The sequence below is a fragment of the Streptomyces sp. NPDC051219 genome (assembly GCF_040682335.1).
Taxonomy (GTDB): domain Bacteria; phylum Actinomycetota; class Actinomycetes; order Streptomycetales; family Streptomycetaceae; genus Streptomyces.
In genome coordinates, this window is sequence record NZ_JBFBAS010000036.1 from 40,814 (window position 1) to 55,963 (window position 15,150).

The window sequence follows — 15,150 nt, forward strand, 5'->3', positions numbered from 1 at the left end:
CCGTGCCCTTCATCAAGCGGGAGGTCGGGTCGTCGTCGGGCAGGAAGGTGCGCTGTGGGGTGTGGTCCGCAGGACGTGTCTCACCAGGGCGGCCGGTATCCGGTGGTCAGCCGGTCTCCCGGGTGGCGCCACTTCGGCTCCTTGTCCACCGTCTTGGCTGTGACCGACCGGAGCTTGCGGATAACGGCCCCGTACGCCCCGCTGGCGACGCTGGACACCTTGCCGCCGGGCGGTTCGTCCATGAAGGGCATGAACTTGTCGGGGAAGCCGGGCATGGTGCAGGCGATGCAGATGCCGCCGACGTTCGGACAGCCGCCGATGCCGTTCATCCAGCCCCGCTTGGGCACGTTGCACTTGACGACGGGACCCCAGCAGCCGAGCTTGACCAGGCACTTGGGCGAGTCGTAGTTGAGCGCGAACTGGCCCTGCTCGTAGTAACCGGCACGGTCGCAGCCCTCGTGCACGGTGGCGCCGAACAGCCACGTCGGCCGCAGCTTGTCGTCCAGCGGGATCATCGGCGCGGAGCCCGCCGCCTGATAGAGCAGGTAGGTCAGGGTCTCCGCGAAGTTGTCGGGCTGGATCGGGCAGCCGGGTACGCACACGATGGGGATGCCGGCCTTGGACTTCCAGTCCCACCCGAGGTAGTCGGGCACACCCATCGCGCCGGTCGGGTTGCCCGCCATCGCGTGGATGCCGCCGTAGGTGGCGCAGGTCCCGATGGCAACGACGGCCAGGGCCTTGGGCGCCAGCCGGTCGATCCACTCACTGGTGGTGATCGGCTGACCGGTCTCCGGGTTGTCGCCGAAGCCGCACCAGTACCCTTCCTGCTTGATCGACTCGTTGGGCACGGACCCCTCGATGACCAGGACAAAGGGGTCGATCTCGCCGCGTTCGCCCTTGAAGAACCATTCGATGAACGTGTCCGCGCCCCCGACGGGGCCGCATTCGAAGTCGATCAGTGGCCAGTGGACGGCGATCTTCGGCAGGCCGGGCAGCGCGCCGGTCGCGATCTCCTCGATACTCGGCTGCATGGCGGCCGTGAGTGCGACGGAGTCGCCGTCGCAGCTCAGTCCCGCGTTGATCCAGAGAATATGGATCGTCGGTGTCTCCTCGGCGGCGGCGGCGGAGGCATCCGCGCTTTCGGCCGTGGTCGGCGTTGCTGCATTCATGGGGGGGATGCCTCCTAGGGGAGGTGTGCAACGAGAGTCCGGATTTTGAGCGTCAGCTCTCTTGGTAACAGCCGTCGGCGGCGGGTGGGAGGTCACGCTGGACCGTTGCGGTGACGCTGCCGCCCGGTCGGGGCGAAGCGGCCCCCCGGCTTGCGTACGCGGCCGCTTCGTGCGGCGGAGTGCGGGTGGGAGGCTCCTTGCGTACGAACGCACGACGCAGTGCGTGGTAGGGCGCGGCCGGGTCGGAGAAGATGCGCAGCATCCGGGCCAGCTCCTCCTCGCGATAGGCGGCCAGCGGTCGGACCGCCTCCTGCTGGTCCCGTTCCGCCTTCTTCACGGCGATCCGTGACTGCACGGCGGACGAGGAGGCCAGCTGGGCGGCCAGCCCGGCGACCTCGCCGGCGAAGTTTTGCGGGTCGCACTCGAGCAGCCGGTCCACCAGGCCGAGCCGCTGCCCGGCCGCCGCGCTCACCGGCAGGGCCTGCTGGGTGAGCCGGCCGGCCACGGCCGTTCCGGCTCGGCGGGGCAGGGTGTACGTCCAGTACTCCGAGCCGTACAGGCCCATCAGGCGGTAGTGCGGGTTCAGCACCGCGCCGGACCTGCACCACACCTCGTCCGCCGCCAGAGCCAGCATCACCCCGCCGGCGGCGGCGTTCCCGCCGACGGCGGAGACCACCAGCCGGTCGGTCGTCGTCAGGACGGCTTCCACCAGGTCGTCGATGGCGTTGATGTTCGCCCAGGACTCCTGCGCCGGATCGGCTGCCGCTTCGATCACGTTGAGGTGGATGCCGTTGGAGAAGAAGTCCCGGCCGCCGCCCAGCACCAGGACCGAAGTGGGCCGGGAGCACGCCACTCGATACGCGTCCAGCAGGCGTCGGCACTGCTTCGTGCTCATCGCGCCCCCGGGAAAGGAGAACGAGAGGAAGCCGGCGTGCCCGTCTTCGCGATAGCGGATGTCGGACCAGGTGCGGCGGCGCGGGTCCGCCTGGAGCGGCCCGGGATGCTCGGGCACGGCGGGCAGCCGGTCGCCGAGGGCGAGCACGGCCGGCAGTTTGAACGTCGGCGGCTGCCCCGGCTTGCGGCGCGGCCTCAGCTCCGGGATCCACACGGCGCCGTCGGTGGTCGCCCGGCAGATCGCCCCTGCCCTGGTGGCCAGCAGTTCGCCCGGGCGGCCGCGCAACGCGCCCTCCGCGTGGCCCCCGTGGAGGTACCACTCGTCACCGAGCAGTTCGTCCAGTACACCCGGCTGCGAGTCGGCAGCGCGCAACTTGCGGAGCACCGCCTCGGTGGAGTCCGACTCCCACTCGATCCGCCGGAACTGCTGGGCGAGGTACGGCCGGTTGAGATACCGCGTGCCAAGGTCGTCGCGCGTCGCCACCCCGGCAGTCTGCGGCTGGGGCGAGTACGTCCCGGAGGCGACCCGCTCAACGGCCAGCAGCACCGCCGACAGAGCGGCGTCGGACACCTCGTTCCGGTACAGATCGCTCTTGGCCAGCGGCGGGAGCCGGCAGTCGGCCGACGCCCACACGTCCCCCGCGTCCATCTCCGCGTTGGCCTGCAGCACGGTCACGCCCCACTGTGCCGTGTTCTCCTGGATCGCCCAGTCCAGGGAGGACGGCCCGCGGTCGCCCACGGGGCCCGGGTGGACGATCAGGCAGGTGTGCTGCGACCACACCTCTTCGGGGATGGCCGTCTTCAGCATGGGGGCAAGGATGAGTTCCGGCTCGTACCGGCGGACGGCGTCCCGCAAGGACGTGCCGTCGCGCACGAGTTCCACCGCCACGCTGTGCCCGCGATCCCTCAGTTCGGCGTGGACGCGTTGCGTAAGGCTGTTGAACGCGCTCGCGACCAGCAGGATGTGCATGGCAACCTCCCGGCGGCTCGTGGCCGGGGACACGTCCGGCCGTCTGCGATCGTCGGGCACACCGCGGCGGACTCGGCCGTCACCGAGCCGAGGGGTCACCCGAAAGCGGGCACTGCGGCGTCCACTCGGCGGCGAGGGGTTCCCCGGCCGACTCGCGTACGGATCGTCCCCAGCCCATTGAACGTGCGGCCCGTGCCACACGTACCAAGTGGCGTCCGGACGGGGCGGTTCAGCAGCCGCGGGGCGAAGGGGATGAGCGCGATCGGCCTGACCAGTGAGGCGAGAGCGGCCGTTTTCGACGGAGCCCGCGGCGAGCTCCAGCAGCTGTGGACGGGGGAACGAGCCGGGAGACGGCGATTCATCACCTGGCGGAGGGCGCTCGGCTGCGTCGTCCTCCTCTGCGCCCTGGGGGCGGGAGTCTTCACCTTCCTCTATGTCTCCATCGACATCCCCGACCCCAACGAGCAGGCGAAGGCGGAGAGCAACCTCTATCTCTACAGTGACGGCTCGCGACTTGCCCGTACGGGGGAGGTCAACCGCGAGAGCGTCCCCCTCAGCAGGGTGCCCGAGGACGTGCAGTTCGCCTTTGTCGCGGCGGAGAACAAGGACTTCTACAGCGACCCCGGCATCTCCGTGACCGGCACCGCCCGCGGCATCGTCAACACGCTGCTGGGCAAGGGAAAACAGAGCGGCTCGACCATCACGCAGCAGTACGTCAAGAACTACTACCTCAGCCAGGAGCAGACCGTCAGCCGCAAGGTGAAGGAACTCGTCATCTCGCTCAAGGTGGACCGGCAGAACTCCAAGGACGACATCCTCGCCGGATATCTGAACACCAGCTACTACGGCCGGAACGCGTACGGAATCCAGGCCGCGGCCCGCGCGTACTACGGCAAGGACACCCAGGATCTCACCTTCGAGGAGGGCGCCTACCTCGCCGCGCTCCTGCAGGCGCCCAGTCAGTACGACTGGGCGGTGGCGTCCCCGGAAGGCAAGCGACTGGTCCTGCAGCGCTGGAACTATGTGCTGGACAACATGGTGGACGAGGGCCGGCTCGACAGAGCCGCGCGGCAGCGCGTGCGCTTTCGCGAACCGATGGCTCCCGGGCCTGCCGCGGGACTTGCCGGCCAGGCCGGATACCTGTTGGACGCCGCGAGACGGGAGCTGATGGCCTCGGGCATCAGCGAACAGGAACTGGCGGGCGGTGGCTGGAGGATCACCATGAACATCGAGCAGGACAAGCAGCGGGCGCTGGAGCGCGCGATCGCCACGGGACTGGGCGAGACCGGTGGGGATGCGGCGTCCGCAGCGGTCGGCCAGGACCTGAACCGACAGGCGGGTGCGGTGTCGGTGGATCCGAGGACCGGCCGCATTGTGGCGCTCTACGGCGGCCGCGACCACTCCACGCACTACATCAACAACGCGACCCGGACCGACTACCAGGCCGGCCCCACCTTCGGGCCGGTCGCCCTGGCCGCCGCGATGGAGAACCAGGGGAGGAACGGCCTCGACCAGGTCAGAGAGACGGCCGGAGACCTCGGGATCGACCCCACGGCGAGCGGTTTCACGGCGCCGCAGGCCACCGCGCTCGGCCTGATCGGGGTGAGCCCGCTGGAGATGGCCGGCGTCTACGCCTCCTTCGGTAACGACGGCAGGAAGGTCACCCCCTCGATCGTGAAGTCCGTACAGCGCGGCGGAACGCGTACCGAGATGCCGGACGCGGTCGGAGGCCAGGCGGTCGACCCGGGTACCGCCGACATCATCACCACCTCACTCAGCGGCGGCGGGTTCGGCGACGAGGAGACCATCGCCTCCGCCTCGGGCAGCACGGACGACAGGAAGGCGCAGTGGTTCATCGGCGGCACAGCGGACCTGGTCACGTCGATCGGCGTCTTCGGGGAGGACGCGCAGACGCAGAAGCAGGTTGCCCTGGACGATTTCGCGGGCAGCAGCGCCGCCGAGATGTGGATGACGTACACCGGAGAGGCGCGGGGGGACGACGCGGGGGCGGGCGAGCCGGAACCGTTGCGGGACTCGTGAGGCACGCGCCGCGGCTCGTGCGGGCGCCGGCGGCCCCCGCGCTCACTCCTGGGGGAAGCCTTCGGCGATCCGGCAGGCGAGTTCAAGCACGGCGGACAGGGTCCTCGGGCGGATCTGGCTCAGTCCGGTGGCAGGTCCCCGGGCCAGCCGGTCGTCCTCCGGGATGGTCACCACTCCCCCGCAGTGACGGAACCGGTCGGCCACCTCGGAGTCGCTGACGAAGCGGGGGGAACTCCCGGTCCGCGTCACGGCAATGACGGCCTGTTCGACCAGCCGGGCGTGTCCGAGGGCATTGAGCCGGTGCAGGACGTACTCCGCACGCCCGAGACTGTCGGGGGACGCGGTACACGCCAGAACGACACGGTCCGTGAGGTCAAGCGCACCGCTCATCCGCTTGTCCAGCAACTTGTCTCCCCAACCGGCCAGAACCACCGGGAAGTGTGGACTGACCAGTTCGATGACGTGCCGGTACTCGTCGTTGTAGAGCGGACCGTCGGCCCCCTGGGTATCCCGGCTGATCAGGTGAAGACCGGAGGAGGTCCGCCAGGTGAACCGGCGGATCTCTTCATAACCCGTAGGTCGTGGCCGCGCTGTCAGCAGATCGCGGAGCGTGGCGGGATTCTGCTCCGTCGCCACGGTGCCGATCGCCCTGCCCTCCGCCTCGGCCTCCAGAGCAAGCACCCCGCCCTGCCGTACGGAGGCGAGCAGCTCGCCCAGCAGCAGAGTGACCGTGGTACGGGCGGCGCCGCGGTGGGCGCCGAGTACCGCGACGCGGTGGCTGTACTGCAGGGGGACCCGGAGCTGGGCAAGTTTCCGCCGCCGCTCCGTTTCGGCTGCTTCACCGCCCGCCTTCAGCCGGGACCGCCATCCGCCCTTGATCCGCAGAGGCCGGTCCGGTGGTTCAGGGGCGGGCCGGCCGGTGACCGGAATCAGCAGGACCGGCCGGCCCGCACCTGCCGGACCGATCGCCGGACCGATCGGCCGAGGCGTGCCCGGGCGCCCCGCCTCGGGCGGAATGTACCGGGCGAACTCGTCGGCGACCTGCCTGGCGGTGGGCCGTCGGTCCGACTCGGGAGACAGACACGCGGTGATGACTTCACGGATCGGCCGCCAGGTGTCCGACTGCCACCGGGGCATGTCCCGGCTCGAGGGCGCAGGAAGATCGGGGCTGCCTCCGATGCGGCTGAGGATCCGTCCCAGATCTCGTACGTTCTCCGCTGGATCCGGGGTGCTTCCGTCGTCGGAGGGCACACCGTCGAGAGACGCGTCGGCCCAGCCGGTGAGCACCACCTGCCGCCCGACGACGTTGACGGTGTCCACGGAGAGTTCCCTGAGCACGATGCCCTGCAGGTGGCACAGGCTGACCGCGGCGGCGATGTGCCAGCCCAGTGCGAAGCCGGTGAGGGTGTCGAACGGAAGCTGCGAGTGGTGGGAAGCGGACCGGATGAGGTCACCGAGCGCGAGTGGCTGCCCGCGGTCGCGCGTCTGGGCCTGCATCAGCTGCATCGCGATCCACGGGGGCTCGGTGGTGAAGTCCGTCCCCAGAAGTTCGGGTGCGTAGCGGCCCGCCATCCTGCGCAGGGCTTCGGCCTCGGCGGCCAGGATGCGCTGCGTCTCCGGCGGCTGCCCGGGACGGACGGTGCGGATGGCCGCATCCTTGCCGTCGCTGTCCTTGCCGAGGTAGAGGACGGACCGCGTGCCCGTCAGCCGCCGGTACAGGGTGTATGGCCCCAGGCGCCGCGGGTCGCGGGTGGTGAGCGGGTCCCACCCGGTCGGGTCGAAGGTGCCCGGCTCCGTTCCGGATGCCGGGAGGGGGTCGGCGGGCGCACCGAAACGGACCATCAGACGGCGCTCGACCGCTGTGAACGCCCGTCTCTGCAGGGGGATGTGGTCCGTTCCGGTGGGGTGGGCCAGCCAGGCGGGGAAGTCGGGGGACCTGCCGGCGAGTGCTTCGATCTGGCGGCCGATCCGGCGGCTGGTCAGCATCAGCTCGGGAGCGGGCACCGCATCCAGGAGCGCGTCCTTGGCGAGTTCGGTGAAGTCGAAGATGCGGTGGTGGGCGGGCAGCGGCCCGGGAAGCGGGGCCGCGGCGGGCCGCATCAGACCGCCGAGGAAGACCTCGGCGAGATGAGTCGTGTCCGCCGGCCAGGGCACCGCGCCCTGAACGAGTCTCATGACCGGTACGGAGACGGGTGCGACGGCCGCCAGGTGCGCGGCCAGGCGGTACGCCTCCGGGGACGCCGCGTCCCGGAACCGCTGCACGTCCTGCACGCTGTCGGTGCGCAACCGCTCGGCGCGTGCAGTCGGCGGGAGCAGCAGGTCGAGCGGGGCCGTATCGCTGGGCGAGGCAAGCAGTCTGGCCCATCCGGCCATCGACGAGGCGGTGGGCTCAAGTACCGGGACCGGCGTGCCCTCGAACCGCGACAGTTCGGGCGGCAGGACCGCATCGGTCACGTGCCAACTGGTGTTGACCGCGCCGCGTCGTCTGGTGGACACCTGCCAGCGTTCCGTCCTGACACCCGATCCGACCCACAGCCGGCGGGGCAGCGTATGCAGCACGGCGGTCGGGCCGGCGGCAGCCCAGGACGTGAGAGCCGCGTGCATCCGTCCGTCCCGCCAGGCGCCGCCCATGCCGTCACTGATGACGAGGACCAGGGTCCGGCCGGAAGGATCAGTGAGCACGGTGGGGGGAACCGACGCCGACCCCGGATCGAAAGGCCTGCCGCGCAGCCGCGGTGCCTGCGGGCAACGGGTGTCGAGCCCGTGGACACGTACCACCCGGAACGCGCCCATGCGCTGCATGAGCATGCGCAGTTCGACCACGACCCGCCGCCACAGAAGCATCGACATGCCGTCGTCCACGAGCAGAGCCAGGTCGAGCCAACGCTCGCGGACGGGGCGTACCACGACGTCGGGCAGGCCGGTCTCGGCCAGCTCGGCGGCAGTGGCCACTTCGTCGAACTCCTGGGACCGGGAGCTGGGCCTGCGTTGTTTGAGTGGCCGTAGAGCGCGCGCCATGCCCAGTTCTCCGTGGAGGGCTTTGTGTTCGGGCACCTGCAGCGGAAGGGCCGCGTCGCTCGGCGGTGGACGCAGGGCGAACGACGGGGGAGCGGCGGGCGCGGCGTGAAGGTGCGCGTGGACCTCGTCGAATGACGGCAGGGCGGGGGGCTCGTCCGGGCCCGTGGGGGCAGAGGCGCGCGTGGTCGCGCCCTCGCGGGGAGCCGCCGGCTTCCCCGGACCGCGTTCGCCGGCGTGCGATTCCGCTTGGCCGAGCGGAGCCGCGCCGGCTGCCCCGGGCAGCCGGCCGGCCAGCCAGAGCGCGTCGAGCAGCTCGGTCCCGTCCAGTTCCAGTCCTGCCGCGGACAGGACTTGAAGCGTACGACTCAGCAGCTCGTCGCGCCGCGCCATGGTTCAGACCGTTCCGCCGAGCTGGTGGAGCACGGCGTCGAGCAGTCCCTCCGCGTCGAGGTCCACCCCACCGGCCCGCAGGAAAACGGCGTTGAGCAGCTGGTCGGTGGCGAGTTCCCCCGGTGCGCGGCGCTGCAGGAAGGAACGGAGCAGATCATCCACGTCGGAGAGGGCGTCCTCACCCAGATGGGCGGTGACGATGGCCCGCAGCCGTTCCTCCCCCGGCGAGGGAAGGTCAAGCCGTACACAGCGGCGCAGGAACGCCGGCGGGAAGTCACGTTCCCCGTTGCTGGTGATGACGACCACCGGGAATTCCGTGCACTGCACCTGCCCGCGCTCGACCACCACCTGTTCGTCCGCCTCGGCTGCCAGGACCCGGACCCTGGACTGCTCCTCGGGCAGCCGCGCCAGTTCGGGGATCTCGAACTCGCCCTCCTCGAAGACGGTGAGAAGATCGTTGGGCAGGTCCACGTCGCCCTTGTCGAGCTCGTCGACGAGCAGGACGCGGGGCCTGCTGCGCGAGACGAGTGCCGTACCGAGTGGTCCGAGGCGTACGAAACTGCCGATGGACGGCTCGGCCTCCCCACGGTCCCGGCTCAGCGTTGTCTCGCGGAGCCGGCCGATCGCGTCGTACCGGTAGAGCGCGTCCTGCACGGTGGAGCGGCTGTTGATCGGCCACCGCAGGATGGGCCCGAGATCCAGCTCGTGGGCGACAGCCCGCGCCAGCGAAGACTTTCCGGTGCCGGGATGACCGGTCACCAGCAGCGGCCGGCGCAGATGAAGCGCGGCATTGACCACGTTCGCGTGCTGCTGGGAGATCAGGTACGGCAACTGCCCGCCACCCGCCGTACTTGTACCGAACCGCCGCCACGGCGGTGCCGGCGGCATGGTGACGGCCCGTTGGGCACCGTCGCCGTGGAAAAGGCGCCAGCCTGAAGTGGGCAGGTCCGTCATACCGCCTCCGTGGGATCGGCGAGTTCGAGGTCGGGGGGCAGCGCCCGGTCCGCGTCCGCCCAGGCCAGCACCGGGCGACCGGGATGGTCCGAGGGCCGGTGGAGGGACTTCGCGCGGTACGAGCGCACGCGTTCGGGGAGCGTGCGGGGAGCGGCGCCCGTGGCATGCCGTACGGCGTGGGAGCCCTGTTCGGCCTCCCGGTCCCACAGCACCACCGGCACCCCCATCGCCAGGCACACCTGGACTATCTCGAGGCGGATCCGAGAGGGCACGTCCACGGTGACCTGCGCCGCGTCAACACTGTCCATGAGCATTCCGTACGCTTCCCGCGCGGTGACGGAGGGTTCGGCGAAATGGAGAGCCGCGGCGGTGTCCAGATGCTTCCAACGGCGCCGCCAGTCATTGAGGTAGCGCCCGCTGCGGCGCACCAGCTCGGGACAGTGGATGACAAGGGGATACTCGGCGCCCAGGACTCCCGGGACCAGACCGTCGGGGTCGGGCAGCTGCCATTCGTCGAGGGGCAGCTCAAGGCTGTCCCGGTCCACGAGGAACTCGACAACGGGCCGCACGCCCTCGGGCGCGGCGCGGTAGAGCGGCTCCAGCACCTCGAGGATCAGCGCGATGCCCTGTCCGGCTGTGTACGTCGGGGAGTCGCCCAGGGACATGCCCCGTGGGCCGGCGCCCTCGTCGCACCAGATCCGTAACGAGTACCGGCCCTGCCTCTCCCGCGAGATCCGTACCAGCAGCCTGGGGGCCGAACTGTCGGCCTTCCGCAGCACCACCCAGTCCTCCGCGTCGTCGCGCCGTTCGCGCAGGGACGAGGCGGGAATGCCGACCCGTGAGGCGACTCCGTCGGCCCACAGCCGCAGCCGTGCCCGCTGCGCGGGCGGACACATCGCCGCCACGTACTCGACCGCGCGCAGCAGGCCGGGGACCCGCGGCCCGCTCACGGCGGTCCGGCCGTCGCCGGACAGTCGCTCGAGCCGGTCCACGAACTCGGGCGGATCCGTGTCGCAGGGCAGTGCCGCCGCCAGCGGGAGAGCGGCCCGCGTCGCCTCGGCCAGCCGGGCGGTCACCGATGCGGGGAGGGTGTCGAGAAGGTCCAGCAGCTTTCGGTGTTCGCGAGGGGACAGCAGACGCGGCACCGGGGAGACCCTTCCGGCAGCCAGCAGATCGGGGACGGCTTCGGGCGTTCTGACCCTCAGGATCTCGGTGAGGGCGGCGAGGGCGCGTTCCTCGGTGACCAGGAAGAGCGCGAACTCCTCCACCGAGGGCGCCGACCCGTCCCCCGGGTGGCCCGTACCGCACTGCTCGGCCACATGGCGCGCCCTCTTGGCCAGCGCGGAGGACGACGGCAGGAGTATGTCGAGGAGGTCGGCGAGAAGGGGCTGTGCGGGGTCCTCGGGGACCAGGGCGGCGTCCGGTACACCGCAACTCTCCCGATCGCGCAGGAGTGCACCGGCCCCGGCGTGGCGCAGCTCCAGCTCGATGCGCTGCCACGGGATGCCCCATCCGCGGCGGGTCACCTGCTGCGGGTGGTAGGGCTCCGGACGACCGGTCGACTCGTCCACGGGTGCGCCGATCCTCGCGGTGACAAGGCCGACGGCGGCTCCGTCCGCGGACGACCACAGGGGGCCGCCGCTGTACGCCGGACCGATGGGCATGCCGGTGATGTCGCCGTCGAGGTAGCCGATCCAGTCGTCGCAGGACTGCACCCGGACGTTCGCGAACGAGCCGCGAAGTCCCGTTCCGTGCCAGGCGCGCAGCGACTGCCCTTCGGCCATGCGGTGCCAGGCCGGTGGCGGCAGAGGTGCGGGCGGGCCATCGGCGAGCCGGAGCACCGCGAGGTCACCTGCCCACTCGAGTTCGTCTCCCGCCAACGGGAGCGGGGAACCGTCGAGCCTCCTGGGCGGTATCCAGAAGATGGTGCTCGCCTCGTTTCGTACCGGACCCTGGTTGCCGTGGAGAACCAGGGCGATGGGGTCCGGGTCCGGTTGCGGAGAGGCGAACGGTGTTCTGCCGAGCGCGTCATTGACGACGTGCGCGCAGGTCAGCACGTCCCGATCGGTCAACAGGACCCCGGCACCGGCCGTGCGGGCGTCGTTTGCGCGCAGGATCGAAACGACGCACAGGCGCGGTTCCGCCGGTATGCCGGTCCCCGCGGGACGGAACCAGCCCATCGGTCAGCCCGTGGCGGAGGAGAGCCGCCAAGTGGCCGAGACCTTCATGCTGGCCTGGCCGTTCGAGCCGACGATGCCGAGTTTCAGGTCCTGCCCGATCTGGACACCGAATTCGACACTCACCTCGTCCGGTGCCCGCTCCGACGACGCGACAGCGTCGTGGACCTCCTGCAGCAGTGGACCGAGCGGGCGCAGCGCGGCGCGCAGCGTGTCGGTCGCCAGCACGGATACACCACCGCCACGAGCCACCGGGACGGCTCGCCCCATGCCCTCGGGCAGGTCTGTACCGGCGCTCCTGTCCGGGTCTGTACCGGCACTCCTGTCCGGTGGACCGCCGACGGAGCTCACGGGCGCGAGCTCCAGTCGGATCGGTGTTCCGTCGGCAAGTTGGATCTCAGCGGTAGTGGGCACCCGGCCATTGTGCCGATCAAGCGCCCGGAAAACAGCGGAACATGGTATTCCGCACACTGCCGCCCCGAGGGATGAGCAACGTCCTCGACAGCGGGATCACGCTCGGCGGTCTCACCGTCATCACCCTCAATCTGTTCTTCAACGTCTTCACGCGCAGCAGCACGATGGAGATCGACTGGGACGACGTCGAGGAGGGCGGTTCGACCGATCCGTACGTCGGCGCCGCCGCCCGCTGAGCGGCGTAGCCAGTCGCCGGCCGGGAGGTGCCTCGTCCCCCTCCCGGCCGTCAGCGGATCACCGCACCGCCAACGCTCAGCGCGCCACCGTACGGAACGGAGGCACCTCACCCGCCTCGCCGGCCCGCTCGGCCGCGACCTCCTTGAGCCGGGCATCGTCGTTACGGGCCACCAGGTGCCCCATGTAGCGCTCGGAGAACTCCGCGAACTCCGCGTGCATCGTGTGCAGGGCGTCCCCCACCCGGGTCTCGTTGACCGGGACGATCTCCGCCACCGGCGCTGTACGGGACTTCCATCGCCCGTCGATGGCCGACGCAGATGCTCGGCCAGCTCGTCGACGCGGCCCATGATGCCGATCAGCGTCCGCAGGGACAGTCCCAACCTCCACAAGAGCCCTGGTCTGCCGCGGGTCCCCGTCCCAGCGCTGCGCCGACTCCGCCGCCCGGTACTCCCCCGCGCCCATGCCTATGCGGGTACGCCAGTCGCTCCACGCTCAGTTGACGTGCCAGCCGGTGCTCGGCCAGGGTCCGGGGTTCCACTCCCATCAGCATCGTGGAGTTGCACCACAGGACGTCAGCCAGCGCGAAGAGCGGGGTGGACCGGGACACCGCACGCCGCCATGGAGTGCGCGACCTGAGTCGTGGTCAGGCCCGTCCGGGCCCGCGCGGATCGGGCCTGTGCTGCGGAAAACGGAGTGTTGTACACGGACGAGACACCTCGCTGCACCCGGCGAGCAAGTTCCAGTGGTGAGAACTGCCCAGTTCCCTTTGATCCGAAGGCGAGCAGAAGCCTTTGCCGTACTCGTCCACGCGGAGAAGGTCGGTGGCGGACGCCGGCACGTCACCTGCGTCAGTACGTCGGTTCAGACAGGCCGGTACGCCGGTTCAGTACAGGATGGAGGGCAGATACGCCCCGGCGGGCTCGTTGTAGAGCCCGATGGTCATCAGGCTCGCCAGCTGCACCACCTTGAGGTCGCGCCGCAGACACCACTGGAGCAGGGCACTGTTACGCGCCGGGACGAGGATGCCGGGGCCGCCCAAGGCGGGAGCCGCCGCGACGAGCGCCTTGATGTCCTCGGTCGTCTCACCGACCGCGTGCGCGAAGAAGGACAGGTCCGTGGCGTAACCGGTGATCCGGCCGTCGTGCTCGCTCACGCGGGCCGTGCCCAACTTGAGCGCGTCGGTGACCTCTCCGCCGCGATCGGTCCCGTGAACTCGTCGGCACACCTCGTTGCACGCCGCCAGGTCTGCGTCCGTGGCCGGCCGCACCTCGTAGCCGGGTACGGTGCCGCCCACCGGCGGCCCCTGCATACAGGCCACGGTCTCGCGGAACTCGAACCCCAGGTCGGCGTAGAGCGCGAACGACCGGCAGTGATAACCGCTCTGCAGCAACCGGATGCCGGGCGCGCGCCGTTCGGCCGCCCGCTGCATGACGTCCAGCATGAGCCGGCGCCCGATGCCGCCGTTCTGGGCACCCGGGTCCACGGTGAGCGGCCCGACGCCGACGACGGACGACCGCTCGTCGAGCAGGTTGCTGCCGACGATCCGTCCGTCGGCCTCGGCGACGACGCAGTAGAAGCCGGGATGGCTCAGCATCGCCTCGAACCACTTCGCGGCCTCTTCGGCGCTGGGCACGTCCGAGGGGAACCCGTGCTCGCGGGCGATCCCTGAGAAGGCCTCGAAGCAGATCCTGCCGCACTCCGCGGCGTCGTCCGCCCTTGCGGGACGCAGAACGAGTTCCACGGTCGAGCCTCCCTTCCAGCCTGACACCCGCCGAGGGGTCTCCTTCCATCAAACGCGCCTGCCGCCCGCGCGGCAAACCCTCCACCCAGCGCGGCCGCTTGATTCGGTGACGAGCGGGGTGCGCCTCGCCGGGTGGGGGCAGGCGACCAGGAACGCTGTCGCGGTCGCCGCGCCGAGGGACGCGCCGGCCACGGTCTGCGCGGTGGTGTGGTCCCTCAGCACGACCCGGGACCAGCACACGGCCGCAGTCAGGGCGTACGCCAGCAGCCACCAGGCAGAGTGCACCATCGCGAGCAGCGCCACGACGGCCGATGCGACCGCGGAGTCCACCGAGACCTTCCAGAGGGTTGTTGACGGCCAGAAGGACGACGGTCATCGCCCACAGCGCCAGCATCGCGACCAGGATGCCCATGGTGGCGTGGCCGAGGACCATCACGACGGCCCCGGCTCCGATGGACGCCACGATGACGAGGAAGATGGGTGCCCTCTTCGTGCGGTCGACGACGTGCCGGTCGCCCCAGGTGCCCCGGCCCCTCTCCCAGTCGATGTAGGCGGCGGGGATGATGCCGGCGTACAGAGCGCCGAGCAGACCCCAGGGCACACCGGTCGGCCAGCAGGACGTTGCGGGGATGCAGGACGTCGGTGACCGTACGGGCCGTGCTGGTCGTGCTCACGGCGAACCCTCGTGAAATCGGAAATTCTCGAGCACGGTGGTTGCTCGCACCTCTGGAGGAGCCTTAAGTCCTGTCCGGTCGGCCGGGCCGGACACCCCGGCTTCTACGCTGATACCGGCCCCGTTCGGGCGGTACGCCTGACGATCGAGGGTAGAGATCCGGCCCAAGTGCGTAGCATCCCGGCCAACAGCCCCGCGAAGAGAGCGAGATGTCATGTTCCAGCAGTCCGAGAACACGAAGCTCAAGGATCAGTACGCCGCGCAGGTGGCTGCCGACCTCGAGCGCAACGAGAAGGAACAGGAGGACCTCAAGGCCCAGCTCACCGCCCTGGAGCAGGACCACGCGCTGCTTGTGACCATGCAGAAGACGCTGGGGAGTGGTGGGGGGGGGGGGGCGCGCGCCCCCCCCGCCCCGGGCGGCGGCACGCAGGAGCAGCCCCCCCCCCCCCCCGCCGGCCGGACGGGGGAGCGGC

General features: G+C 70.6%; 10 protein-coding genes and 2 pseudogenes. 3 read left to right on the top strand and 9 right to left on the bottom strand.

The window, feature by feature from the left end; genetic code table 11:
• Positions 1–80 precede the first annotated feature (80 nt).
• Positions 81–1,169 carry a hydrogenase expression protein HypE gene (locus AB0M62_RS28985; RefSeq protein ID WP_366077265.1) on the bottom strand — a complete coding sequence of 363 codons (1,089 nt, stop codon included), beginning with the start codon at positions 1,167–1,169 and terminating at the stop codon, positions 81–83.
• Positions 1,170–1,221: 52 nt separating this feature from the next.
• Positions 1,222–3,033, bottom strand: a complete 1,812-nt coding sequence (locus tag AB0M62_RS28990; protein WP_366077266.1) for a hydrogenase maturation protein — start codon at positions 3,031–3,033, stop codon at positions 1,222–1,224.
• A 252-nt stretch (positions 3,034–3,285) separates the two neighbouring features.
• Between AB0M62_RS28990 and AB0M62_RS28995 the strand changes: the two genes are divergently transcribed.
• On the top strand, positions 3,286–5,073 hold the full coding sequence (locus AB0M62_RS28995; protein WP_366077267.1) for a transglycosylase domain-containing protein: 1,788 nt from the start codon (positions 3,286–3,288) through the stop codon (positions 5,071–5,073).
• Positions 5,074–5,115: 42 nt separating this feature from the next.
• Here AB0M62_RS28995 and AB0M62_RS29000 read toward each other — a convergent pair whose 3' ends face one another.
• The 4 genes from AB0M62_RS29000 to AB0M62_RS29015 are packed head-to-tail and all read right to left on the bottom strand — an operon-like array spanning position 5,116 to position 11,882.
• The gene (locus AB0M62_RS29000; protein WP_366077268.1) at positions 5,116–8,481 is read right to left on the bottom strand and encodes an SAV_2336 N-terminal domain-related protein; all 3,366 of its coding nucleotides are present in this window, start codon (positions 8,479–8,481) and stop codon (positions 5,116–5,118) included.
• A gap of 3 nt (positions 8,482–8,484) precedes the next feature.
• Positions 8,485–9,435, bottom strand: coding sequence for a MoxR family ATPase (locus tag AB0M62_RS29005; protein WP_366077269.1), 951 nt, complete (start codon positions 9,433–9,435; stop codon positions 8,485–8,487).
• Positions 9,432–11,615 (bottom strand): trypsin-like peptidase domain-containing protein, encoded by a 2,184-nt coding sequence (locus AB0M62_RS29010; protein ID WP_366077270.1) that lies wholly within the window; start codon positions 11,613–11,615, stop codon positions 9,432–9,434. Before AB0M62_RS29010 ends, AB0M62_RS29005 begins: the two co-directional genes overlap by 4 nt.
• 3 nt (positions 11,616–11,618) lie before the next feature.
• Positions 11,619–11,882 carry a CU044_2847 family protein gene (locus AB0M62_RS29015; RefSeq protein ID WP_366077274.1) on the bottom strand — a complete coding sequence of 88 codons (264 nt, stop codon included), beginning with the start codon at positions 11,880–11,882 and terminating at the stop codon, positions 11,619–11,621.
• Between the two features lie 215 nt (positions 11,883–12,097).
• Between AB0M62_RS29015 and AB0M62_RS29020 the strand changes: the two genes are divergently transcribed.
• Entirely contained in the window at positions 12,098–12,262 is a 165-nt protein-coding gene (locus tag AB0M62_RS29020) for a hypothetical protein (protein WP_366077271.1), read from the top strand.
• Between the two features lie 76 nt (positions 12,263–12,338).
• Here the strand turns inward: AB0M62_RS29020 and AB0M62_RS29025 are convergent, their stop codons facing one another.
• The 3 genes and pseudogenes from AB0M62_RS29025 to AB0M62_RS29035 all read right to left on the bottom strand — a co-directional run.
• Positions 12,339–12,536, bottom strand: a complete 198-nt coding sequence (locus tag AB0M62_RS29025; RefSeq protein ID WP_366077272.1) for a hypothetical protein — start codon at positions 12,534–12,536, stop codon at positions 12,339–12,341.
• 610 nt (positions 12,537–13,146) lie between these two features.
• On the bottom strand, positions 13,147–14,004 hold the full coding sequence (locus AB0M62_RS29030) for a GNAT family N-acetyltransferase (protein ID WP_366077273.1): 858 nt from the start codon (positions 14,002–14,004) through the stop codon (positions 13,147–13,149).
• 147 nt (positions 14,005–14,151) lie between these two features.
• A pseudogene (locus AB0M62_RS29035) lies at positions 14,152–14,678 on the bottom strand (hypothetical protein); the annotation flags it as partial.
• A gap of 213 nt (positions 14,679–14,891) precedes the next feature.
• Between AB0M62_RS29035 and AB0M62_RS29040 the strand changes: the two are divergent.
• Positions 14,892–15,150, top strand: a pseudogene (locus AB0M62_RS29040) (hypothetical protein); the annotation flags it as partial.

Excerpts from the sequence above, each read along its gene's own strand:
- AB0M62_RS28985 (WP_366077265.1), bottom strand. The coding sequence starts at position 1,169 with ATGAATGCAGCAACGCCGACCACGGCCGAAAGCGCGGATGCCTCCGCC.
- AB0M62_RS28990 (WP_366077266.1), bottom strand. The coding sequence starts at position 3,033 with ATGCACATCCTGCTGGTCGCGAGCGCGTTCAACAGCCTTACGCAACGC.
- AB0M62_RS28995 (WP_366077267.1), top strand. The coding sequence starts at position 3,286 with ATGAGCGCGATCGGCCTGACCAGTGAGGCGAGAGCGGCCGTTTTCGAC.
- AB0M62_RS29000 (WP_366077268.1), bottom strand. The coding sequence starts at position 8,481 with ATGGCGCGGCGCGACGAGCTGCTGAGTCGTACGCTTCAAGTCCTGTCC.
- AB0M62_RS29005 (WP_366077269.1), bottom strand. The coding sequence starts at position 9,435 with ATGACGGACCTGCCCACTTCAGGCTGGCGCCTTTTCCACGGCGACGGT.
- AB0M62_RS29010 (WP_366077270.1), bottom strand. The coding sequence starts at position 11,615 with ATGGGCTGGTTCCGTCCCGCGGGGACCGGCATACCGGCGGAACCGCGC.
- AB0M62_RS29015 (WP_366077274.1), bottom strand. The coding sequence starts at position 11,882 with ATGGGGCGAGCCGTCCCGGTGGCTCGTGGCGGTGGTGTATCCGTGCTG.
- AB0M62_RS29020 (WP_366077271.1), top strand. The coding sequence starts at position 12,098 with ATGAGCAACGTCCTCGACAGCGGGATCACGCTCGGCGGTCTCACCGTC.